The organism is Treponema primitia (assembly GCF_046533075.1).
Lineage (GTDB): Bacteria > Spirochaetota > Spirochaetia > Treponematales > Breznakiellaceae > Termitinema > Termitinema primitia_B.
Genome location: NZ_JAJQRB010000076.1, coordinates 34,280 through 55,039 on the forward strand (window position 1 = coordinate 34,280; position 20,760 = coordinate 55,039).

General features: G+C 52.4%; 22 protein-coding genes and 1 pseudogene. 14 read left to right on the forward strand and 9 right to left on the reverse strand.

Annotation, left to right across the window (positions count from 1 at the left end; all coding sequences use genetic code 11):
• Nucleotide 1: 1 nt before the first annotated feature.
• The 5 genes from LQZ19_RS16040 to LQZ19_RS16060 form a co-directional block, all read right to left on the reverse strand.
• Nucleotides 2-394 (reverse strand): YkvA family protein, encoded by a 393-nt coding sequence (locus tag LQZ19_RS16040; protein WP_411048697.1) that lies wholly within the window; start codon nt 392-394, stop codon nt 2-4.
• Nucleotides 395-588: 194 nt separating this feature from the next.
• Complete coding sequence (gene dnaK, locus LQZ19_RS16045) at nt 589-2,283, reverse strand: molecular chaperone DnaK (RefSeq protein WP_411048698.1); 1,695 nt, start codon at nt 2,281-2,283, stop codon at nt 589-591.
• 22 nt (nt 2,284-2,305) lie between these two features.
• Nucleotides 2,306-3,004, reverse strand: coding sequence for a J domain-containing protein (locus tag LQZ19_RS16050; protein WP_411048699.1), 699 nt, complete (start codon nt 3,002-3,004; stop codon nt 2,306-2,308).
• A gap of 4 nt (nt 3,005-3,008) precedes the next feature.
• The gene (locus LQZ19_RS16055; protein WP_411048700.1) at nt 3,009-3,875 is read right to left on the reverse strand and encodes a DUF5685 family protein; all 867 of its coding nucleotides are present in this window, start codon (nt 3,873-3,875) and stop codon (nt 3,009-3,011) included.
• An 8-nt stretch (nt 3,876-3,883) separates the two neighbouring features.
• On the reverse strand, nt 3,884-4,294 hold the full coding sequence (locus tag LQZ19_RS16060; protein ID WP_411048701.1) for a hypothetical protein: 411 nt from the start codon (nt 4,292-4,294) through the stop codon (nt 3,884-3,886).
• A 75-nt stretch (nt 4,295-4,369) separates the two neighbouring features.
• Here LQZ19_RS16060 and LQZ19_RS16065 point away from each other — a divergent pair, with 75 nt between their 5' ends.
• Nucleotides 4,370-4,846, forward strand: coding sequence for a MarR family winged helix-turn-helix transcriptional regulator (locus tag LQZ19_RS16065; RefSeq protein ID WP_411048702.1), 477 nt, complete (start codon nt 4,370-4,372; stop codon nt 4,844-4,846).
• Nucleotides 4,847-5,284: 438 nt separating this feature from the next.
• Nucleotides 5,285-6,382: pseudogene (locus tag LQZ19_RS16070) on the forward strand (flagellar biosynthesis protein FlhA); the annotation flags it as partial.
• Between the two features lie 283 nt (nt 6,383-6,665).
• Here the strand turns inward: LQZ19_RS16070 and LQZ19_RS16075 are convergent.
• Nucleotides 6,666-6,884, reverse strand: a complete 219-nt coding sequence (locus LQZ19_RS16075) for a hypothetical protein (protein ID WP_411048703.1) — start codon at nt 6,882-6,884, stop codon at nt 6,666-6,668.
• A gap of 217 nt (nt 6,885-7,101) precedes the next feature.
• On the opposite strand from LQZ19_RS16075, the gene LQZ19_RS16080 reads away from it, so the two are divergent.
• From LQZ19_RS16080 to atpC, 9 genes are read left to right on the forward strand one after another with little or no spacing between them, the layout of a single operon-like run.
• Nucleotides 7,102-7,617: a hypothetical protein gene (locus tag LQZ19_RS16080; protein ID WP_411048704.1), complete on the forward strand. Its 516-nt coding sequence runs from the start codon at nt 7,102-7,104 to the stop codon at nt 7,615-7,617.
• Between the two features lie 8 nt (nt 7,618-7,625).
• Entirely contained in the window at nt 7,626-8,354 is a 729-nt protein-coding gene (gene atpB / locus LQZ19_RS16085; RefSeq protein WP_411048705.1) for a F0F1 ATP synthase subunit A, read from the forward strand.
• Nucleotides 8,355-8,413: 59 nt separating this feature from the next.
• Nucleotides 8,414-8,644, forward strand: coding sequence for an ATP synthase F0 subunit C (gene atpE / locus LQZ19_RS16090; RefSeq protein ID WP_010263787.1), 231 nt, complete (start codon nt 8,414-8,416; stop codon nt 8,642-8,644).
• Nucleotides 8,645-8,659: 15 nt separating this feature from the next.
• A complete protein-coding gene (gene atpF / locus LQZ19_RS16095; RefSeq protein WP_411048706.1) occupies nt 8,660-9,166 on the forward strand; it encodes a F0F1 ATP synthase subunit B in 507 nt (168 codons plus the stop codon).
• Nucleotides 9,166-9,726, forward strand: a complete 561-nt coding sequence (atpH, locus tag LQZ19_RS16100) for an ATP synthase F1 subunit delta (RefSeq protein WP_411048707.1) — start codon at nt 9,166-9,168, stop codon at nt 9,724-9,726. The genes atpF and atpH overlap by 1 nt, the downstream gene beginning before the upstream one ends.
• On the forward strand, nt 9,727-11,229 hold the full coding sequence (gene atpA, locus LQZ19_RS16105) for a F0F1 ATP synthase subunit alpha (protein ID WP_411048708.1): 1,503 nt from the start codon (nt 9,727-9,729) through the stop codon (nt 11,227-11,229). It abuts the gene before it with no gap.
• Nucleotides 11,230-11,237: 8 nt separating this feature from the next.
• Nucleotides 11,238-12,125, forward strand: coding sequence for an ATP synthase F1 subunit gamma (atpG, locus tag LQZ19_RS16110; protein WP_411048709.1), 888 nt, complete (start codon nt 11,238-11,240; stop codon nt 12,123-12,125).
• A gap of 16 nt (nt 12,126-12,141) precedes the next feature.
• On the forward strand, nt 12,142-13,527 hold the full coding sequence (gene atpD, locus LQZ19_RS16115) for a F0F1 ATP synthase subunit beta (protein WP_411048710.1): 1,386 nt from the start codon (nt 12,142-12,144) through the stop codon (nt 13,525-13,527).
• Nucleotides 13,527-13,952, forward strand: coding sequence for an ATP synthase F1 subunit epsilon (gene atpC / locus LQZ19_RS16120; RefSeq protein WP_411048711.1), 426 nt, complete (start codon nt 13,527-13,529; stop codon nt 13,950-13,952). Before atpD ends, atpC begins: the two co-directional genes overlap by 1 nt.
• Here atpC and LQZ19_RS16125 read toward each other — a convergent pair.
• Nucleotides 13,912-15,153, reverse strand: coding sequence for a sensor histidine kinase (locus LQZ19_RS16125; protein WP_411048712.1), 1,242 nt, complete (start codon nt 15,151-15,153; stop codon nt 13,912-13,914). The genes atpC and LQZ19_RS16125 overlap by 41 nt on opposite strands.
• A gap of 608 nt (nt 15,154-15,761) precedes the next feature.
• Between LQZ19_RS16125 and LQZ19_RS16130 the strand changes: the two genes are divergently transcribed.
• From LQZ19_RS16130 to LQZ19_RS16140, 3 genes are all read left to right on the forward strand, one after another.
• Nucleotides 15,762-16,355 (forward strand): hypothetical protein, encoded by a 594-nt coding sequence (locus tag LQZ19_RS16130; RefSeq protein WP_411048713.1) that lies wholly within the window; start codon nt 15,762-15,764, stop codon nt 16,353-16,355.
• Between the two features lie 170 nt (nt 16,356-16,525).
• Entirely contained in the window at nt 16,526-17,803 is a 1,278-nt protein-coding gene (serS, locus tag LQZ19_RS16135) for a serine--tRNA ligase (RefSeq protein ID WP_411048714.1), read from the forward strand.
• Between the two features lie 177 nt (nt 17,804-17,980).
• Nucleotides 17,981-18,325: a histidine triad nucleotide-binding protein gene (locus LQZ19_RS16140; protein ID WP_411048715.1), complete on the forward strand. Its 345-nt coding sequence runs from the start codon at nt 17,981-17,983 to the stop codon at nt 18,323-18,325.
• 186 nt (nt 18,326-18,511) lie between these two features.
• Here LQZ19_RS16140 and crcB read toward each other — a convergent pair whose 3' ends face one another.
• Together crcB and mnmG are read right to left on the reverse strand one after the other, a co-directional pair.
• Entirely contained in the window at nt 18,512-18,892 is a 381-nt protein-coding gene (crcB, locus tag LQZ19_RS16145; RefSeq protein WP_411048716.1) for a fluoride efflux transporter CrcB, read from the reverse strand.
• Complete coding sequence (gene mnmG, locus LQZ19_RS16150) at nt 18,889-20,760, reverse strand: tRNA uridine-5-carboxymethylaminomethyl(34) synthesis enzyme MnmG (RefSeq protein WP_411048717.1); 1,872 nt, start codon at nt 20,758-20,760, stop codon at nt 18,889-18,891. Before mnmG ends, crcB begins: the two co-directional genes overlap by 4 nt.

Genomic DNA, 20,760 nt, shown 5'->3' on the forward strand with positions numbered 1-20,760 from the left:
GTCAGGTTATTATATTTTTTACAATTACTGTGATAATTAAAAGCCACACTGCAATTATGGGTATTGCGTAATACCATTTTTTCGGTTTTCCATTGTCCCATAATCCCCTTGCTTCCTCTTTGCATTCATCAAATATGGGCTTGGGTATAAATTTTATTGAAAGGGTAATGAGGATAGGCAAAATGATAAGATCGTCCAGGTATCCCAAAACCGGAATAAAGTCCGGTATTAGGTCAATCGGCGACAAAGCATACCCTATGGTGATGAGCGGTATCACCTTGGCATACATTGGCACATCCTTTCTTTTATAGGCAAGATACAATGCAGAAAGGTTGTACTTTAATTGTTTTGCCTTTCCCTTTAATAGCGAAATTAAACCCTTTTCAACTGTCATAGTCAATTTCTAAGCCTTTCCCCGTTTCTTTCAGGGGTTATCGACTATTTTGCCGCGGCAACATACTGTTTGATATCCTCTAAAACCTGATTGTCAAGGGGTGTCATATCGTATTTTTTTGCCGACCGCCTGATAAAGATTGCCTCGTACAATGTCATACCATACCTCCGTACTGTATAATCTATAAGATAATCCTACCCGTTTTCAAGGGATGCGATAAGCGCTTCCAGTTCAGCGATAGCGGCGGTTACGGCTGCCGGATCTTTGCCGTTAAGCGCTTTTTTTGCGGTTTTTAACGGCTCCTTGAAAGTCTCCCGGTGTTTCTTAGCCATTTCTTCCGCCTGCATTATTACTGTTTGCAGCTTTCCCTGCGCCTCTTTATCACTGCAGAATTGGGCGTCTTCAGCGGCATACTGCTCGGCGTCATGTATGGCGGACTGCAGCTCGGCTTCGCTCAGGTTGGAAGAGGCTTCTATAGTAATCTCCTGGGCTTTGCCGGTTTTTAGATCCCTTGCGCTTACATTCACGATACCGTTGGAGTCGATGGTAAAGGTAACCTCTATTTGGGGAACCCCGGCCATGGCCCGCTGTATGCCCTTTAGGCGGAATTTGCCCAGGGTTTTATTCTGGCTTGAGCGGGGACGCTCCCCCTGTAAAATGTTTATTTCAACCGAAGACTGGAAAGGAGCGGCGGTGGTGAAAATCTGGCTTTTGGAAATAGGAATCGTGGTGTTACGTTCAATCACATGGGTACACATCCCTCCCACGGTCTCAATGCCCAGGGACAGGGGCGTAACATCAAGCAGGAGTAAACCGGTTACTTCTCCGATGAGTACACCGGCCTGTAAAGCTGCGCCCACCGCCACGCATTCATCGGGATTGATACCTTTAAAACCGGGCTTCCCGGTGATACGCTGTATCCCATCCTGCACCGCAGGAATCCTGGTTGAACCGCCGACCAAGAGCACCTTCCCTATCTGATCTTTGGTAATATGCGCATCCTCCATAGCCTGCCTGACCGGAGCTTCCGTGGCATCCACCAGATGGGAGGTGAGTTTATTAAACTGCGCCCGTGTAAGGGCGGCTTTTAAATGCAGGGGTGAACCCTTTGCTTCACAAAGATAGGGCAGATTTATTTCGGTTTGTTCGGAAGCGGACAGTTCTTTCTTAGCCTGTTCCGCCGCTTCTTTTATCCGCAGCATTGCTACGGGCTGTTTTTTTACATCAAAGCCGGTTTCTTTTTTGAATTCTTCGGCAAGATATTCCGTTATGCAGGCGTCAAAATCATCTCCTCCAAGGCGGTTATTCCCGGCGGTGGCGCAAACCTCTATGACACCGTCTTTTATATCAAGGATGGAAACATCAAAGGTGCCGCCTCCAAGATCGAAAACCAGCACTTTTTGGTTTTCTTCTTTATCAACACCGTACGCCAGGGCCGCCGCGGTTGGTTCATTGATGATGCGGCGCACCGTAAGTGCGGCGATTGCCCCTGCGTCTTTGGTAGCCTGCCGCTGGGAATCGGTAAAATAAGCCGGGACGGTAATAACCGCCTCTGATACGGTTTCACCAAGAAAGGCTTCGGCGTCCCGTTTCAGCTTGGAAAGAATCATGGCGGAAATTTCAGGCGGGGAAAATGTCTTTTCCCCCATTTGTACTTTATGGGAAGTTCCCATTTCCCGTTTTATGGACCGGACAGTCCGTTCACTATTGGTAAGTTCCTGGCGCACTGCACTTTGCCCTACCAGGCGTTCACCGTTTTGGGTAATAGCCACCACCGATGGGGTTGTCCTTCCCCCTTCCGCATTGGGAATGATCTCAGACTTTCCGCCGTCCAGCACGGCTACGCATGAATTGGTTGTTCCAAGGTCTATACCGATTATTCTACCCATACCATTAACCTCCGTAATTTCTTTAACATGGCCGGCAGCAAAACAAACAGAAAAGTTGTGCCAGTATAATTTTGAAAATAGAGCTTCCCAGGTTTTGCATACTAAACCCGCGCCCTTCCCCGGCCTCTCGGTACGCAAAACTGTTGCGTTCAAATTGATTCAGCAAAGCCCGGTATTGCATGTTGCCCGGTTCTCTCCGTACCGCTTCACGGGCATGGGAGAGGGCAGTTACCCTGTTGCCTGTCCCTGCATTTGCAAGGGCGCTGTAAAAGAACCATTCTCCGGTATGGTTGGGTAATTTTGTTAATACAAACAGCGCGTCACGGTAACGCCCGTTTTCAACAAGAGCACGGGCCTGGTTTATTTCTGGATTTTCCTGCTCCCGGCCTTCACCGAAGAAATCACCAAAATCACCAAACCAAAAATTAAAACCGCCGCTAAAGGGACCTTGGTCTCCGGGATCTTCCCCCCGGTATCCCCCGCTCTGGTTTTGCGATTGCTTACCATAGCTGCCGTCCGGCTGTTCATAATTCACGCCCCCGGATTTCTGCTTTTTGATCTGTTCATAGGCGGCGTTTATTTCCCGCATCTTTAATTCCGCAGTTTTATTGCCGGGATTTATATCGGGGTGATATTTTTTTGCCATCCTCCGGTAGGCCTGGGTTAGTTCCTCATCGGAGGCGCCGGGGCTGATCCCCAATATGCTGTAGGGGTCTTCCATCCTATTAGGCCTCCGCCTTTTTCTTGCCGGAAGGATGCCGGTAACTTTGCCAGACCCCGGAGTAGAGTACATTCCGTAGAATACCACTGTCCCGGTTTACCGGAACTTCCAGCGCCGGCTTTAGCCGGAGAGCTCCCCACGGAAGCTTGTCAAAGGCTGCGGTACACTCGGCCATCATCATGGTTAAAAGGGGAGTAAACTCCTCTCTTCTCTGGGCCACCAACGGGTTGTAACGCTGCTTTTTGATATCCCGCTTGAGATCATTACAGGCATCCAAAAGATAGATAAAACGCCCCAGGGCGGCGCCCATGGCTTTAAGCGCCGGGGTGTGATCACGAACATCAGGTCCTTGTTCACGCCATATAAATAGTTCCCCCAAAAGTTCCCCAAAACAATTCATGGGCAGGTCAGGATTAAGTTCATTGGCTTTTTCCATATCGCTTAAGCTTTTCAGTTTTTCTTTAATTACCCGGCATTGCCGGGGCCATTTTTCGGCTATTTCAGGAAGGTATTTTACCAAGGCTTCGCTTTTCTGTTTTGCACTTTTTTTCCTGTCATCCTTCCAGTCGTCCAGAGCTTGGTAATAGGCCAGGGTTATATTCATATCGGCGCAATACGATAGGGCTTCATTGGAAATACAGGGGTGAGGTATCGGACGAACCATGCACACACAATTTTCCTGTTGTTCATCAAGATTATACAACGATGAAAGAAGCATGGATAAAAAGGTCATATCATAACTCAGACAGGAACGGCCTAAAGCGCCGGCCTTGTTACCCAATTCACGGCAAAGGCCGCAGTATGCCCCGTCATACCGTTTCCGTTCTTCCGGGGAAAGCGCTTTTCGATTTGCCCTTACGGTTCCGAACACAGTTCCCCCTAGGCCTTTTTTATAAACTGAGCGCCGCAGTGCTTACAGGTGATCCTGACACGGCCCTTGCCCTTAGGTACCTTACAGCGCTGGCCGCAGGATGGGCAGGTAAAAATCCGGTGGGTCATGCGCTGCCGTACATTTTCTGCGGCGCCGCCGAAAAAGCGAATCAACTTAGATTTCAGACTGAAATAGTAATTTGCCTCCCTAACCCGCGCCCCGGTATTTTTTGAAAAGGAACGAAAGACACAGATAATGACCAGGGCCATGGACAATGATGACAGCGGGGGCCACCGGATAATAAGGGAAACAAAGCAGAGCGCCAGGGCCAAGGCCGAAAAAACGCGGTTAAGTTCATCATGACCATAACGTCCCCGCATAAAGCGTTCTAACTTTTCCTGTCCGGGCAGCTTCCTCATAATCCGGTTACACCCCTTGATCCTAATTGTCAATTACTTTATTGTTAATATATTGACAATATATGAAAATGTCAAATGAATTTGCGGTATTTTGGGGCAGGAATGGAAGGGGATCTTATAAACCGGATGATTCATTCAGTTTTCAGGTTCAAGCAGCTGGAGATGGCCTTTCGGGTTTTCCATCCCGGCTCCGGAGAGAATGTCTCCATGGCGGAACTTGCCGTATTGGCGGGCATTAAAAACCATACCTTTGAAGACGGCGAAGTAACGATTCCTGATTTACTTTGTATCAGCCGGGCGGCGGTTTCCCAGATGCTGAGAGTTATGGAACAAAAGGGCTTTATCATACGGGATATAAACAAAGCAAATCGAAGAAAACAACTGCTCACACTTACCAAAAAAGGGAGCGCCGTGGTTGAAGAACAGGAACAAAAGGTTATGGAGTTACTGGCGCAGATTGTTGATCAATTTGGCGAAAGGGAAACGAAACAGTTCATAAAGCTTTCCGGCCGCTTTATGGATATAATAGAAAAACTAAAGATAGAAGCGTAGAGGCGCGGCAAGTTATAGCGGCAAGCAACAAGTTTTCCCAGACCTCGATTTTTTTGGTAACCGCGGATTATATTCAATAAGCGCCGTATTTTTCTTATAACACCAACTGAAATAAAAAATTTTTACTCTATCATTATATGACAGATTAACTATTCTATACTTGCCATAGCTTTGAATATTTTAACCGTATTTATACATAATAGAGTATAAAAGGGAGTGGGTTGAATAATGTCCCATAGCTGGAATATTTTAATGACAGTGGTGACGGTGGTGGTGATGATCGTCATCCCGCTTCCCACGCCGCTTCTGGACATCTTCATGGCCATTAACCTAGTTTTAGCTCTGCTTATATTCCTGATTGTCCTTTTTTCCCTGGCCGTCCGGTTGTGCATTCTGGCGATCCGGTTTTGCTGGAAACAGCCCGCAGAGACAAAGAGTCCCAACCCTGAGGAGGCGGAAATGTCCCCCGTTGTATCCCTGGATACCCTGTCCCTGGAACTTGGCTTCGGCCTCATCCCCCTGGTGGACTTGGAGAAGGGGACGGAACTCCCGGAACGGGTCCACCGGATTCGCCGGGAATTCGCGCTGGACCTTGGGCTGGTTATTCCCCGGATACGGATCATCGGCAATTTACGGCTGGAACCCTTCGAATACTGTTTCAAGATCCAAGGAGTGGATGTGGGCCGGGGCAAACTCCGTATGGGGCATTACCTCTGTATTAACCCCGGAGAGGTAAAGGACGAGTTAGACGGTGAAAAGACCCGCGAGCCAGCCTACGGTCTCCCGGCGCTCTGGGTGAGCGAGGATAAACGGAATGAGGCGGAACGGGCGGGTTATACCGTGGCTGATCCTCTTTCGGTTATCGCTACCCATCTTACGAACATCATCAAGTGCCATGCTCCGGAGATCTTGGATCGCCAGAAGACACAGTCAATCCTGGATACCCTCGGGAAAGATTACCCCGCAGTGGTGGGGGAAGTACAGAAGATTCTTACTCTGGGACAAATCCATAAGGTCCTCCAGTCTCTGCTCCGGGAACAGATTTCTATTCGCAATATGGTAGCTATTCTGGAGGCGCTGGTGGATTACGGCCCGGCGGCCACCAAGGCAGCCAAAGATATACAGTTTCTCAACGAAAAGGCCCGGCAAGCCCTTAGCCGACAGATATGTTTGCAGTACGCCACCGAGGATAGGGTCCTCAGGGTACTCACCCTAAGCCAGAGCTTGGAACAGAAAATTCGGGACAGTGCCGTGGAAACTTCTTCAGGGATCGTGTCCGCCATGGACTCACTCACCAGAACTGTCTGGATCAAGGCGCTTTCCCAGTCGGTGGCTGCCGTACAAGATCAAGGCTGGCATCCGCTGCTCCTTTGTTCAGAAGAGGCCCGGTTTCTGGTTAAGTCCTCAACGGAACGGGAGTTGCCGGATCTGGCGGTACTTTCGGTACCGGAGATCGTTTCTGATATCACCGTGGAAGTAGTGGGAGAAGTGAAAATTGAAGGAGAGACGGCGGACAATGACGAGAGTCTAAAATGAGCGTTTATGAATATACCAATAAATATATTTTTATCAACTGAAACATTTACCATCGCCCATGCGGCAATGACTATTTCTTATGTAATGCGATGAGAATTTTTACTTTCATTCTCCTCTGTACCAATTTCCTTAACTTGTCCTCTACAAAAGCTTCTAAGTCTTCCTTGCAGCATAAAAAGCAAGTAAAAACTGACATTATAACACTATATAAAGGGCAATACTACCAGCATAGCGCTATATATAGCGTTATCATACATAAACAAGCAACTTACAGCAAGTAAAATCATGCCCAGAATGGTACATAAGACCTATATTTAGGTCCTGCATCTGGGTCAAGGGCTTTAGCATAAACAGCCGACTTGGTTTTTCCCTGCTTTGCTATCCCCTTATTGGCGGCAATAAAGTCCTGTATCTCTTCACGGCTGGCCGACTTTTTTACCTTTACAAAGTCGAGTATTGCCTGTCGTCTTATCTGTATTGTTTTTTGTTCGTTATTTGCCATTTTGCCCTTAATAGTTTCATTTAAAGTTTATTATAGGTCTAATTATACTATTAATTGAAACTATTATCGTGATAAATGGGATTAAATGAAACTAAAATACCCCCGGCCTTCCGGTCGTAGAAAAAGAGTCAACATCATAGAAGAAATCAAATTCGAAATAAACTACAAAAAATTTATAATCCGTTGACCAATTTTGTTTATGTGTTATAGTAAAGGCATGGTTGACGGAATGATTATCGATACCCTGAATATCAATGCCCGGGACCTTGCCAAAAAATGGAAGGATCTAATCCGCAAAGCTCCCCAGTTAAAGCAATATGCTGCTCTTGACGATGGGGGGATTATTGATGAGGGGGCCAGCATTTACCCTCTCCTGGCCAGGACTCTGGATCGGGGGCTGGACCGGGCTGCCTTGGGGGACTTTTTCGTCCGCATGGGTAAGGATAAAATGCGGGAGGGTTTCCCTATTTCGGAGGTGATCTACGGGGTTAACCTGTCCGAACAGGTGGTAATCCAGTACATCATGACCGATTTCGTCCTAGACAGTACCATCCGTATGTATCAGGCTATGGGGGTGGTCAATAATGTGGCGGAATTCTTCCTCCTGGGCTGTTTTTACCTGACCAAGGGCTTCCTGGAAGCCACCTATACCAATATGAAAGGCAAGGACTCGGTTTCCGAGGAATTGCTGAAAAAATATTTCCGTGACGACTTCTTTTTCAAAAAGGACTGACGGTTTTTATGGATGCTCTGGAAATTAAGACGATTTTCACCATTTCCTTTTTTGGAACTACCCTTCCTATTACCGAAACGGTGATCATCTCCTGGGTGGTGATGGCCATTCTTATCATCTGCGCCCTGGTTTTTACCCGGAAATTCACCGAAATACCGAAAGGTCCCCAGGCGATACTGGAAACCATGGTGGAATTCCTCAACAGCTTTGCCAAAGACCAGTTCGGTTCCTGGTCTAAGTATTTCGGCTACTATATGGGAACCCTGTTTTTATTCCTCCTTTTGGCAAATATCATCGGGGTCCTTTCCCCGGTGGAAATTTCCTTCATGGGCCGGGAATTTATTCCCCCCTTTACCATTGCGCCCCCTACCAAGGACATTAACGTCACCGCTTCCCTGGCGGTGCTGACCATCCTGGGGGTGCTGGTGTTTGGGATCATCGCCAAGGGTCCCCTGGGATGGTTTAAGCATCTGCTCCACCCCATGGCCTTTATGCTGCCCTTTAACCTCATGGAGTACGGTACCCGGCTCCTGTCTTTGTCCCTGCGGCTCTTTGGGAATATCATGGGGGGCTATGTGTTGATGCACATGATTGAAGGGCTCCTGCCCCTGGGCCTTCCCATGATCGCTTCCCTGTACTTCGATTTCTTTGACGGCCTTATCCAGGCGGCTATTTTTGTGTTCCTGTCCAGTATGTATTTGTCCGAGGCCCTCAAAACAGGGCATGAGGAAGAGTAGGGTTAGAATAACAGCGGGCTTAGTATAAGCTTGATGAATATACGTAAAGGAGATATCTAATGGATTTAACACTTTTAGCGGCCCTTGGGGCCGGAATCGCGGTTATAACGGGGATTGGCGCAGGTATCGGTATCGGTATCGCCACATCGGGGCTGCTACAGGCTATTGCCCGCCAACCTGAAGCTACGGGGAAACTGATCCCCTGGTTTTTCACCGGGATGGCCCTGGCGGAATCCACCGCCATATACGGCTTGGTCATATCAATTCTGTTGATTGGCAAGCTGCCCTAAGGGCAGGGTTAAAAAATGCTTGATTTTTCCGTAACCTTTATCATAACGATAATCAATATCTTCATTCTTTTCCTCATACTTCGGAAGATCCTCTTCAAGCCGGTAACCAAGTTCATTGAAGAACGGGCAAAGAAGGTGCAGGATTCTCTGGATCTGGCGGAGAAGGAACGGAATCAGGCGAAGGGCCTCCTGCAGCAGTACGAGGATCAGCTGAAAATGGTTGAGGACCAGGCCACGGAGATTATCCGTTCCGCCAAAGAGACCGCCCAGGCTGAGGCGGCCCGGATCGTCGCCGAAGGTAAAGCCCAGGCTGAACAGTTGATCGACAAGGGACATAAACAGCTTGAGGCGGAAAAACGGGCGGCCATGTCTGTGTTCCAGGCCGATGCCGCCGCCCTGGTTATCGGCGCTTCCAGCCGTCTTATCCAGCGGGAACTCTCCGGCGAAGACAGCCGTCATCAGGCGGAATTGCTTCTCAAGGAACTTTCCGATTCATTAGTCTCAAAACCGGAGGATAACTAATGTTCCAGGGGGATCGTTGGGCGGATGCCTTTCTGGCGGCCTGCAGAACTTCCGGCGGCGACTGTACCGTAGAGGCTTTGGACGCACTGAAAGCCTTTATACCCCCCCTCTCCCATCTTTCCAGTCGAATTTCCGGAGTTAATGACGCTATTCGGCTGGAAAAAATACTCCGCAGTGCTTTAGGAAGCTCCGGGACCGGGCAGGGCACAGAGTATGCCCTCCGTTTCGTGGTGCTTCTGGTACGCAAGGGACAAACGAAGTACCTAAATGAGGCTTTGCAGGCGGTTGAACAGCGGATTGACGCAAAAAACGGGGTAGTTTCGGTTAATGTCGAATCGATACGCCCCTTGGATACGGATCTACAGGAAAAGATTAAGGCCGGATTGAAAAAGCGATACGGCGCCCGGGATGTTAGGCTGGCTTTCCAAATTGTACCCGAACTTCTGGGCGGGTACCGGCTGCGTATCGGCACTGAACTGATCGATTCCAGCTTGAAGGGTCAAATACAAAAAATGGCCAGGGAATTGCACGTAAGCGCTGCTTCCGACGGAGGTTATTAGATGACGAATTTTGGAGACCTTTCCAGGGTCTTGCAGGAACAGATTGAACATTGGGAATCAAAGGCTTCCACCGATTCTGTCGGCTTTGTTGGTCAGGTAGGGGATTCGGTGGCCACCATTTACGGTCTGGATAAGGCCATATACGGGGAACTGGTGGAATTCACCTCCGGCGCCACGGGGATCGTGATGAACCTGGTGGAAGACGGGGTGGGCTGTGTGCTCCTTTCCGGGGAATCCCTGGTAAAGGCCGGTGAGGAAGCCAAGGCTACCGGCCGGGTCGTGTCGGTTCCTTCGGGAGAAGCCCTGCTGGGCCGGGTAGTGAACCCCCTGGGCGTGGCTATCGACGGCAAGGGCGACCTCTTAGCGGAGGCGTACCTTCCGGTGGAGTCCCCCGCCGCGCCGGTTATCGAGCGGGGTCCGGTGAACGTGCCCCTCCAAACCGGCGCCCTTTCGGTGGATTCCATGATCCCCATAGGCCGGGGTCAGCGGGAATTGATCATCGGGGACCGCCAAACCGGCAAGACTGCCCTGGCGGTTGATACCATTATCAATCAGAAGGGTAAGGGTGTTTACTGTGTATACTGCGGCATCGGGCAGAAATCCTCCTCGGTGGCGGCGATTATAAAGAACCTGGACCGCTTCGGCGCCATGGATTATACCTTTGTGGTATTAGCCTCCGCCTCGGATTCCGCCGCCCTTCAGTATCTGGCGCCCTATTCGGCCTGCGCCATGGCGGAACACTTTATGCATCAGGGCAAGGATGTCCTGGTGGTCTACGACGATCTTTCCAAACACGCCGTGGCCTACCGGACCATCTCCCTGCTTTTGCGACGGCCTCCGGGACGGGAAGCCTTCCCTGGGGATGTGTTTTACCTCCATTCCCGGCTCCTGGAGCGGGCCGCCAGGCTTTCCGCCGACAAGGGGGGCGGTTCCATCACCGCCCTGCCCATAGTGGAAACCCAAGCGGGGGACATATCTTCGTATATTCCAACCAACGTTATATCCATCACCGATGGCCAGATCTTCCTGGATTCGGAGCTTTTCAATTCAGGTTTCCGTCCCGCCATCGACGTGGGCCTTTCGGTCAGCCGGGTAGGGGGAAGCGCCCAGACCAAGGCGGTACGGAAGATTTCCGGACGGCTGCGGCTGGACCTGGCCCAGTACCGGGAAATGGCCGCCTTCGCCCAGTTCGGCAGCGATTTGGACAAGGCCACCCAGGACAAGCTTGCCCAGGGGCAGCGGCTCATGGAAGTGCTTAAACAGCCCCAGTTCTCCCCCTTGGCTATGGAGGAACAGGTGGCGGTGCTTTTTGTTTCTATCAACGGCTTCCTTCTGGATGTTCCGGTGGATAAGGTCTCCGCCTTTGTAAAGGGATTTGTAGAGTACCTGAAGCTGCGCAAGGGGGAACTCCTCAAGGAAATTGCGGATACCGGGGTAATGTCCCCGGAAATTGAGCAGGGTCTGACCGGCGCCATTGAAGCGTTCAAACAAGCCAAACAATAGGGGAGACCATGGCGAATTTACGGGATGTCCGGCTGCGGATGCGGGCGATACAGCAGACATTGCAGGTTACAAAGGCGATGGACCTGATCTCCACAGCAAAACTGCGGAAGGGTCGGCGGGTGCTGGAGGATACGGAACCCTATTTTAACCGTATCCAGAAGTCCATGTACGACATCGTAGCCGGTTCGGGATATGTGAACAGTGATTTTTTCGGCAGAAAAACTAATGACGAAAACTATCACAGCGCGGTGGTGGTAATTACCAGTGACAAGGGCCTTGCCGGGGGCTATAACGCCAACATTTTCCGGTATGTAAACGATGTTTGCGCAAGGGTCAAAAACCCCATCCTGGTGCTTATCGGCGCCATCGGGTACCGCCATTTCATGCATTCCCCCTACCTGATTTTAGAAAATTTCTCTTTCAAGTCCAAACTACCCGAGGTAGAGGACGCCAAGGAGATTGCCGATTATATCATCTCACAGTATCTCTGGGGTATGTTTGACGAGGTACACATCGTTTATACCCACATGTACAGCACCATAAAGCTGCTCCCCACGGAGAAACATGTTCTGCCCCTAAAGGCGGAAATCATGCGGCAGGAATTGAATCAGATTGAAACCAAGGAGCGGGAATCCCACAGTTTTGAATACATCCCCTCGGAGGAGGCGGTGTTTGACGCCCTGGTGCCCCTGTATATCAAGGGCCTGGTCTACGGCTGCCTTGTGGAGGCCTATGCCAGCGAGCAGAGCGCCCGTATCGCCGCCATGGACGAGGCTTCGAAAAATGCAGAGGAAATGCTGGGTTCCCTGCAGCTCCACTATAACCGGGTTAGGCAGGCCAGCATTACCCAGGAAGTATCGGAAATTATTTCGGGCTCTGCGGCCCAGAGCGATTAAAAGTGAGGAATAGCTTATGGCTAATATAGGTGTTATTACACAGATAGTTGGACCGGTGGTGGATGTGCGGTTTGAGGAGGGTAAGCTTCCGGCGATTTTGAACGCCCTGGAAATCAAGGCTGCGGACAAAAACGTGATTCTTGAGGTACTCCAGCATATCGGGGATAACCGGGTACGTTGTGTCGCCATGGAGGCCACCGAAGGTTTGTCCCGGGGGCTCCCGGTTGAGGATACGGAAAACCCCATCCGGGTACCCGTGGGAGCTGAGGTCCTGGGCCGTATGTTCAGCGTTACCGGCAAGATCATCGACGATAAGGGGCCCTTTACCGCGGGGAAGTACGCTTCCATCCACCGTGCCCCGCCGCCCTTTGAGGAGCAGAAACCCGCCACCGAAGTTTTCGAGACCGGGATTAAGGTTATCGATCTGGTGGCCCCCTACGCCAAGGGGGGAAAGATAGGCCTCTTCGGCGGCGCCGGCGTAGGCAAGACCGTGGTTATCATGGAACTGATCCACAATATCGCTACCGAACATTCGGGGTACTCGGTTTTCGCCGGAGTAGGGGAGCGGTCCCGGGAAGGGGCGGACCTCTGGCGGGACATGAACGAGTCCGGGGTTATAGACAAGACCGCCCTGGTATTCGGTCAGATGAACGAACCCCCCGGCGCCCGTATGCGGGTTGCCCTGGCTGGGCTGACCATGGCGGAACATTTCCGTGACCATGGCGGCCAGGATGTGCTCCTCTTTATCGACAACATATTCCGGTTTATCCAGGCGGGCGCCGAAGTTTCCGCCCTCCTGGGCCGTATCCCCAGCGCCGTAGGCTACCAGCCCGCCCTGGCTAACGAAATGGGGAGCCTCCAGGAACGGATCGCCAGTACCTCCAAGGGTTCTATCACCAGTATCCAGGCGGTCTACGTCCCTGCGGACGACCTGACCGATCCAGCCCCGGCTACCACCTTCGCCCACCTGGACGCTACCATCACCCTTTCCCGGAAGATCGTGGAACTGGGCATCTACCCATCGGTGGACCCCCTGGCTTCCAGCTCCCGTATTCTGGACCCCGCCATAGTTGGGGAAGAGCATTACCGCACCGCCATCAGGACCCAGCAGATACTCCAGCGCTACAAGGAGCTGCAGGACATTATCGCCATCCTGGGTATGGATGAACTTTCCGCAGAGGATAAGATCACCGTATCCCGGGCCCGGAAGGTGCAGCGCTTCTTCAGCCAGCCCCTGAATGTGGCGGCCCACTTTAACGGTATGGCCGGGGTCTACGTACCGGTCAAGGAAACTATCCGGGGCTTCAGGATGATCCTGGATGGAGAGACCGACAATGTTCCGGAGCAGGAATTCTTTATGTCCGGTACCATAGACGACATCCTCGCCAGGGTTAAAAAATAATGCCAAGCCTGTTTACCTTTGAAGTGCATACCCCCTACCGCCTGTTTTACAAGAACAAGGTTGAGGCTATTAGCGTCACCCTCCTGGACGGCGAAGTTGGTATTCTTGCCCACCATGCGGCCATAACCGCTCCGATTAAACCCTGCCTGGTAAAGATAAAAGAAAAAAGCGGTCAGTGGAAAATCGGTTTTGCCTCAGAGGGCATCCTGGAAGTGGCGGGGGGTAAAACGGTGCTCATGGTAGACTCCGCCGAATGGCCCGATGAAATTGATCACGAAAGAGCCCTGGAAGCAAAAAGACAGGCCGAGGAAATCCTGAAGAATTCGAGCTTTAAGTTTGAGTCCGGGACCGCCAAGCAAAAACTGGAGCGGGCGGATATGCGGCTTAAGGCTTGGGAGCTTCGCGGGGAAAAGGCGCCCGAATAATTACCGTAGTTCCTTCGCCGCTTTCGCTTTCAAAACGCAGACTGCCGCCCAGAATTGCTGTGCGGGTGTACATCCCCCGTATACCGAAATGCCCGGAGGCATAGATAGCCGGCTTTTCCCGGGAAGGGGGAACCGCAAAGCCTTTGCCGTCATCGCTGATGCAGATAAGCAGGGCATCCTCCTCCCAGCGTAATAGAACCGCCGCTTCAGATGCTTCCGCATGTTTTTCAATGTTGGCCAGCGCCTCCTGTACCAGACGGAAACACTGGAGCTGCGCCGTGGTGTCCATGCCTGTGTACCGGGGGTCTTCCCGCAGGGTGAGGCGGCAGTCGATTCCCGTGCGCTCGCCAAAGTCCCTACAGAGCCGGTCCAGGGCATCGTTCAAACCTTGGTACCGGAAGTCCGGGGGAAAGAGGCCGTCACAGATAGCCCGTATGGATTCTACCAGCCCCCTTTGGGTTGCGGCCAGTTCATCGCATAAAGCAGCCTGCTCAGTACGGTCTTCTACCCGCTTAAGTCCGGCAATCCGTAACGCCTGGGCGCGCAGCTCCTGGGCAACCGTATCGTGGAGCTCCCGGCTTATCCGGCTCCGCTCATCCTCCTGGGCTAATACTATGGCTTGGGAGAAGGCGGCGCTCTGTTCCGCACGTACCTGGGAATGGGCAAGCGCCCGGTTCAGCAGCCATATTGCCAGGGCAAGCAGGCTGATAACTGCGGTAAGGATAAAGAACTGATTAAAATAGCGCAGATGTATGGCGTCCGCCACCTCCGCATCCTGTTTCTGCCAGTTGTTCAGGGCTTCGCTCATATCCAGGGCCAGCGCGGGTAGTTTCTCCTGTTGTCCCCGTAAAACCGCCTCCTCAAAATTGGCGCTTGCGGTAAAGACCCGATTCATGATCTCCGTGTGAAAAAGGGAATTAAACCGATAGGTTTGGTAAAGCGGAGTTTCAATAAGATCTTCCAGGGATACACGGAAACCCCTAAGCATCTCCAAAAGCTGTTCGTTTTGGTCCTGCCCCTTTTCCTCCAGCATAAGCCGTTCAATGTCCAGCCACTGCCGGGAAAACATATACACCGGTTCTCCCGAATGGTCCCCCTGCCCAGAGCTGCTTGCAACGGAGTTTCCCGCGCAAAAGGCTGAAAAGCTTCCGCTAAGAATGAAGGCCCCAAGGAAGCACATTTGCCAAAAACGTTTTTCCATGATCATACTTAAACGTCTTTATTAATTTCATTCAAGTCTGAGCAAAATGGTGCTTGACACTAAAGCAGATCCGGGCAGATCGGAAAAACGCCGGTGGGGGCGGTGAATCCCCACTGCGGGATGCCTGTAGAACCCGCTTCCGGAGCCCCTGCGGGTCTCCTACAGCGGAGAATTCCAGAATATCCCGCAGCGTGGCTTCCCCGCCCCCACCGGCGCCTGTACGATTAGTCTGTGTTTGAACGTATTTCCCGGCGCCTAACTAAGCTTGGTGCAGTGAAGTAGCCTGGTTTAGGGTAAGCGCGTTGCCTATTGACAAAGGCGGGTGGGGGGAGGGGCATCCCTGGCTGAGCACATTTGGAATTCCTCACTGGAGGAGACCCGAAGGGGCTCCGTAAGTGAATTCTACAAGCGTGCGAGCGCCAGGGATGCCCCTCCCCCCACCCGATTTTGCCGATAAAGTATTTCTCTGCGGTTTTTTACAAAACCCCGCAAATACACTTAAACATCCTTTATAAGGGTGGGGTGACCGTTCCCATTTTCTCCGGAGTCATATTTTATATGCGTTCGCCCTGGTCTTGAGCAATGAACCAATTCAGGGTACATTCAGGATGATGAAGGAAATACTAAAACTAACCCTGCTTTGCTTCCTGGCCGTGGCGGCTAATTTTTTTCTTAATAGCCTAACGGCAAGGGGTTTTCGTCTATCCCTGTTTTTTGACACGGTCTTTACCGTTGCCCTTACCTTTGCCGCAGGCCTCGTCCCGGGGATAGCCGCCTCTATCCTAAGCGCCTTTATTATCAATACCCGTGACCATGTACCGCTGTTTAACTATTTTTTTGTGCTTTGCAGTATCGTTGAAGTGATTCTGGTGTGGATGTATTGCCGCCGCCTTGGTAAACCCCGGGAACACTTCATCAGTACCATGGCTTCCCTTCTCCTCCTATACCTTATCACCTGTGTTGTTGTCAGCGTCCTTGGGGGGCTTATTGATTATTGCATTTTTACCGTAGCTTCCCGGCCTAAAAATTTCTTCTCCCCGGAGGATATTTTTAAACTGGGTCTTTTGCGGAACAATGTTCCTGTGCTCTGGTCCGATATCTTTGCCCGTATCCCCATCAACCTGGTTGACCGGTTTGTGGTTATCTTTGGCGGTTACGGCGCCTCCCGGCTCATGGTAAGTTTTATTCGCAATAAGGAATAACCACGGACCACACGGACCTCACGGACAAAGAAGATTTACCGCAGAGGACGCAGAGGGGAGAACACAGAGATCACAGAGATAAAGCAAAGATGCCTAACAAAAACTCTGTGCCCTCTGAACCGTAGCGAGGGTCTTGTTTTTTGCCCTTCTTGGGGGTACACTGGCTTATCATGTTAGACTATCGTTTTATCGTAGAAAATCTTCCGGCGGTGAAGAAAAATATCGCCGACCGGTATATGAAGGCCGATGCGGACGCCGTGGTCCGCCTTTTTAACCGCCGTACCGAACTGACCACGGCGCTCCAGTCCCTGCAGCAGCAGCGGAACTCCAATGCCGCGGCCATGAAGGGTAAACTTGAGCCTGACGCCAGGAATAGGCTTATTGAGGAAGGGAAGAAGCTTAAAGAGGATATCGCCGCAGCGGAGGCGGAATTGGGCAAGACCGAGGCGGAGCTTGATACCGAAGGCCGGCGGGTTCCCAATATGGCTCATCCCGAAGCGCCCTTGGGCAAGGAAGACAAGGATAACCTGGAAATTAAGCGGGTGGGGGAGCCTACCAAGTTTGACTTTGAGCCGGTGGACCACGTTAAGCTGGGTCAGGATCTTGATATCATTGATTTTGATTCCGCCACCAAGGTCTCGGGGACCAAATTTTACTACCTCAAAAACGAAGGGGTGTTTCTGGAACTGGGGTTGGTGCGCTATGTGTTGGACATACTCCAGAAGAAGGGCTTTACCCCATTCATCACCCCGGATGTGGCCAAGGAGGAAATCCTGGAGGGCATCGGCTTCAACCCCCGTGGGGCGGAATCCAATGTCTATACCGTGGAGGATGAGGGGACCTGTCTGGTGGGTACCGCGGAGATCACCCTGGGGGGCTACTACTCCAATACGATTCTGAGCCGGGAAAAACTTCCCCTGCGTATGGCCGGTCTTTCCCACTGTTTCCGCCGGGAGGCGGGCGCTGCGGGGCAGTTCTCCAAGGGCTTGTACCGGGTGCATCAGTTTACCAAGCTGGAAATGTTCGTTTATTGTCTCCCGGAAGATTCGGACCGTTTCCATGAGGAACTCCGTTCTATAGAAGAGGAAATATTTACGGGCCTGGAGATTCCCTTCCGGGTGGTGGATACCTGTACCGGCGACCTGGGGGCTCCGGCCTACCGCAAGTGGGACCTGGAAGCCTGGATGCCGGGCCGCAACAATGGTGAGTGGGGGGAGGTAACCTCCACCTCCAACTGTACCGACTATCAGGCCCGGCGGCTCAATGTTAAATACAAGGACGATGAGGGGAAAAACCGCTTTGTCCACATGCTCAATGGAACTGCCATCGCAGTGTCCCGGGGCATTATCGCCGTCCTGGAAAACTTCCAGCAAGCCGACGGCACAGTAAAGCTGCCCAAAGCCTTGGTTCCCTACTGCGGGTTTGAGGTGATTCAGAAAAAGAAATGAAGATAAACCACGGAGCACGCAGAGATAGCACAGAGAACGCAGAGGAAGATAGAAAAAGCTCTCCCCCCTTTCTTCTCTCTGCGTCCTCTGTGTTCTTCCCTCTGTGCTCTCTGTGGTAAATCTTCCGGTATAATAGATTTTCTAAGAAAAATTCATAAAAAAGGCGGAACTCGAATTATGGACGATTGTATTTTCTGTAAAATCGTTAAAGGCGAAATACCCAGCAAGAAGATCTACGAAGATGATGAAATCCTGGCCTTCCACGACGTGTCTCCCCAGGCGCCGGTTCACTTCCTCCTGATCCCTAAAAAGCATATACGGAATATCATGGAGCTGGATACGTCCGATACGGCCCTCCTGGGGCGGCTTTTGTTCAAGGCCCAGGAACTGGCGGTAGACTTAGGCTGCGGAGAGAAGGGCGCACGTTTTGTGATCAACTGTAAAGAAAACGGCGGGCAGACCGTGGACCACCTCCATGTCCATGTCCTGGGCGGCAGGCCCCTGGACTGGCCCCCGGGGTGATGCCCGGCTAATGAACCGCAAAGAAGAAGGAAGAGGAAGGATTTTTAACCACTAAGGACACCAAGGGTATTTTCTTCTTCTTTCTTTCCCTTTGTGTTCCTTCGTGTCCTTTGTGGTGATGCCATCTCATTCAAAGAACAGGGATACTGCGCAGTACAATAGTAACACTGCTATGATGAAATCCAGTTAAACATGGGGTACCACTTTTTGGCTCAGGCCCAACCCTAAAAAAGTGAAGCCAAGGCAGAGCAGGTTGTTAAGGGCCATATTGGCGAGGGCTGCAGAAATACTGCCGCTCATGAATAGCCGTACTGTTTCCAATGAATAGGAGGAAAAGGTGGTATAGCCGCCCAGAAAACCGGTGATGAGGAAGAGCCGGAACTGGGCGGGAACGGCGCGTATTTCGAAGGCCCCAAAGAGGAAGCCTATGATCAGAGCGCCCGCTGCGTTGACCGCCAAGGTCCCCAGGGGGAAGCTTGGTTTGAAGACCGCGCTTATCCCCTGGACACTGAGGTACCGCAGCCCGGCGCCACAGCCGCCACCCAGGATAACTACGAGCAGATTCATTGTGTTTCTCCTTTTTGCCGGGTCTTCATTAGTACCATAAGCAGGGCGATATCCCCTTGGCGTACCCCGGGTATGCGGGCCGCCTGTCCTAAGGTGAGGGGCCGGACCGCCTTTAGCTTTTCCCGGGCTTCCGCCGAAAGCCCGGTGAGGGCGCTGTAGTCAATATCCGCGCTTAATTTGATGGCGTCCATCTTGGCTGTTCGTCCCGCTGCCCGCTGTTCCTTTTCGATGTACCCCGCATACTTGATATCCAGGAAACTCCGCTCGATCCATTCCCGGGGGTAGTTTCCAAGCTCCGGCGCGTAGGGCAGGATGTCTCCAAGCTTTACCGCCGAATCGGTCAGGACCCGCTCCAGGCTGTCCCCGGCGTGGGGGCCAAGGGCGGCGGCGGCGCCTGCAGCAGCCTGGTCCACAAGGCCGGGAACTTTCCGGGTACGCAGTAATTCTGCGATAATCCCAAGGCCGGCGGTTTTTTTCTGAAACCGCTCCCAGCGTTCGTTGGACACCAGTCCTGTCTCCCGGCCCTTGGGGCTCAGTCGGGTGTCCGCCGTGTCGTGGCGCAGCATGAGCCGGTGTTCGGCCCGGCTGGTAAACATACGGTAGGGTTCCTTGGTACCCAGGGTGGTAAGGTCGTCCACCAGGACCCCGATGTAGGCCTCCGCCCGGCCTAAAACCAGGGGCGGTTCCCCGCGCATTTTTTGGGCGGCGTTGATCCCCGCCATGATGCCCTGGGCTGCGGCTTCCTCGTAGCCGGAACTGCCGTTGGTTTGGCCCGCCATAAAAAGCCCGTCCATGCGCTTGGACTCCAGGGTTGGGTAGAGGTCCAGGGGGTCCAGGTAATCGTACTCCACCGCATAGGCAGGCCGGACGATCCGGGCTTCCTCCAGGCCGGGAATACTGTGGATGAAATCCCGCTGCACATCCTCCGGAAGGGAGCTTGAAGCGCCGTTCATGTACATTTCGTTGGTACTCAGCCCCTCGGGTTCAATAAAGATGTGGTGCCGATCTCGTTCGGGGAACCTGATTACCTTATCTTCAATGGAGGGACAGTACCGGGGGCCGACTCCGACGATCTTCCCTCCGTAAAGCGGCGACCGGTGGATATTGGCCCGGATAATTTCATGGGTAGCCGGAGTAGTATAGGTAATCCAGCAGGGAACCTGGGGCTGGTCCGGGACCGCGCCGGTTTCCACATCGAAGGAGAAGGGCATTGGGCTTTCACCGTCCTGGCGTTCCATTTTTGTGTAATCGATGGAATCCCCGGCAATCCTGGCGGGGGTACCGGTTTTGAGCCGCCCCACGGGAAAGCCCCGCTGCCGGAGCCTGGTCCCCAGACCCCGGGCCGCCTCTTCCCCAAGCCTGCCTTCCAGCGCATCGTATTCGCCGATAAATATCTTACCTTCCATGAAAGTACCCGTGGCCAGTATTACGGTGCGGGCGGAAATACGATGACCCCGTTGTGTTACCACCCCCTGGACCCGGTTTTCAGCGCTTATCAGGTCGGTTACGGTGTCCATAAAAACCGTCAGCCCCTGCTGGTTTTCCACCGCAGACCGTGCGGCCGTCTGATACGCGTACTTGTCCGCCTGGGCGCGCGGCGCCTGGACCGCGGGACCCCGGGAACGGTTCAGGACCCGGTACTGTATCATGGTTGCGTCGATGAGCTTGCCCATCTGGCCGCCCAGGGCGTCCAACTCCCGGACCAGGTTGCCCTTGGAGAGCCCCCCCACTGCGGGGTTACAGGAGAGCGCCCCGATCCGGTCAGGGTTTTGGGTGATAAGCAGTACCGAAAAGCCGAGCCGGGCCACGGCCAGGGACGCCTCAATTCCCGCATGGCCGCCCCCAACCACTATGCAATCATAATCCAT

Coding starts and splice junctions, on each gene's coding strand:
- LQZ19_RS16040 (WP_411048697.1), bottom strand. CDS start 394: ATGACAGTTGAAAAGGGTTTAATTTCGCTATTAAAGGGAAAGGCAAAA.
- dnaK (WP_411048698.1), bottom strand. CDS start 2,283: ATGGGTAGAATAATCGGTATAGACCTTGGAACAACCAATTCATGCGTA.
- LQZ19_RS16050 (WP_411048699.1), bottom strand. CDS start 3,004: ATGGAAGACCCCTACAGCATATTGGGGATCAGCCCCGGCGCCTCCGAT.
- LQZ19_RS16060 (WP_411048701.1), bottom strand. CDS start 4,294: ATGAGGAAGCTGCCCGGACAGGAAAAGTTAGAACGCTTTATGCGGGGA.
- LQZ19_RS16065 (WP_411048702.1), top strand. CDS start 4,370: ATGAATTTGCGGTATTTTGGGGCAGGAATGGAAGGGGATCTTATAAAC.
- LQZ19_RS16075 (WP_411048703.1), bottom strand. CDS start 6,884: ATGGCAAATAACGAACAAAAAACAATACAGATAAGACGACAGGCAATA.
- LQZ19_RS16080 (WP_411048704.1), top strand. CDS start 7,102: ATGGTTGACGGAATGATTATCGATACCCTGAATATCAATGCCCGGGAC.
- atpB (WP_411048705.1), top strand. CDS start 7,626: ATGGATGCTCTGGAAATTAAGACGATTTTCACCATTTCCTTTTTTGGA.
- atpE (WP_010263787.1), top strand. CDS start 8,414: ATGGATTTAACACTTTTAGCGGCCCTTGGGGCCGGAATCGCGGTTATA.
- atpF (WP_411048706.1), top strand. CDS start 8,660: ATGCTTGATTTTTCCGTAACCTTTATCATAACGATAATCAATATCTTC.
- atpH (WP_411048707.1), top strand. CDS start 9,166: ATGTTCCAGGGGGATCGTTGGGCGGATGCCTTTCTGGCGGCCTGCAGA.
- atpA (WP_411048708.1), top strand. CDS start 9,727: ATGACGAATTTTGGAGACCTTTCCAGGGTCTTGCAGGAACAGATTGAA.
- atpG (WP_411048709.1), top strand. CDS start 11,238: ATGGCGAATTTACGGGATGTCCGGCTGCGGATGCGGGCGATACAGCAG.
- atpD (WP_411048710.1), top strand. CDS start 12,142: ATGGCTAATATAGGTGTTATTACACAGATAGTTGGACCGGTGGTGGAT.
- atpC (WP_411048711.1), top strand. CDS start 13,527: ATGCCAAGCCTGTTTACCTTTGAAGTGCATACCCCCTACCGCCTGTTT.
- LQZ19_RS16125 (WP_411048712.1), bottom strand. CDS start 15,153: ATGGAAAAACGTTTTTGGCAAATGTGCTTCCTTGGGGCCTTCATTCTT.
- LQZ19_RS16130 (WP_411048713.1), top strand. CDS start 15,762: ATGATGAAGGAAATACTAAAACTAACCCTGCTTTGCTTCCTGGCCGTG.
- serS (WP_411048714.1), top strand. CDS start 16,526: ATGTTAGACTATCGTTTTATCGTAGAAAATCTTCCGGCGGTGAAGAAA.
- LQZ19_RS16140 (WP_411048715.1), top strand. CDS start 17,981: ATGGACGATTGTATTTTCTGTAAAATCGTTAAAGGCGAAATACCCAGC.
- crcB (WP_411048716.1), bottom strand. CDS start 18,892: ATGAATCTGCTCGTAGTTATCCTGGGTGGCGGCTGTGGCGCCGGGCTG.
- mnmG (WP_411048717.1), bottom strand. CDS start 20,760: ATGGATTATGATTGCATAGTGGTTGGGGGCGGCCATGCGGGAATTGAG.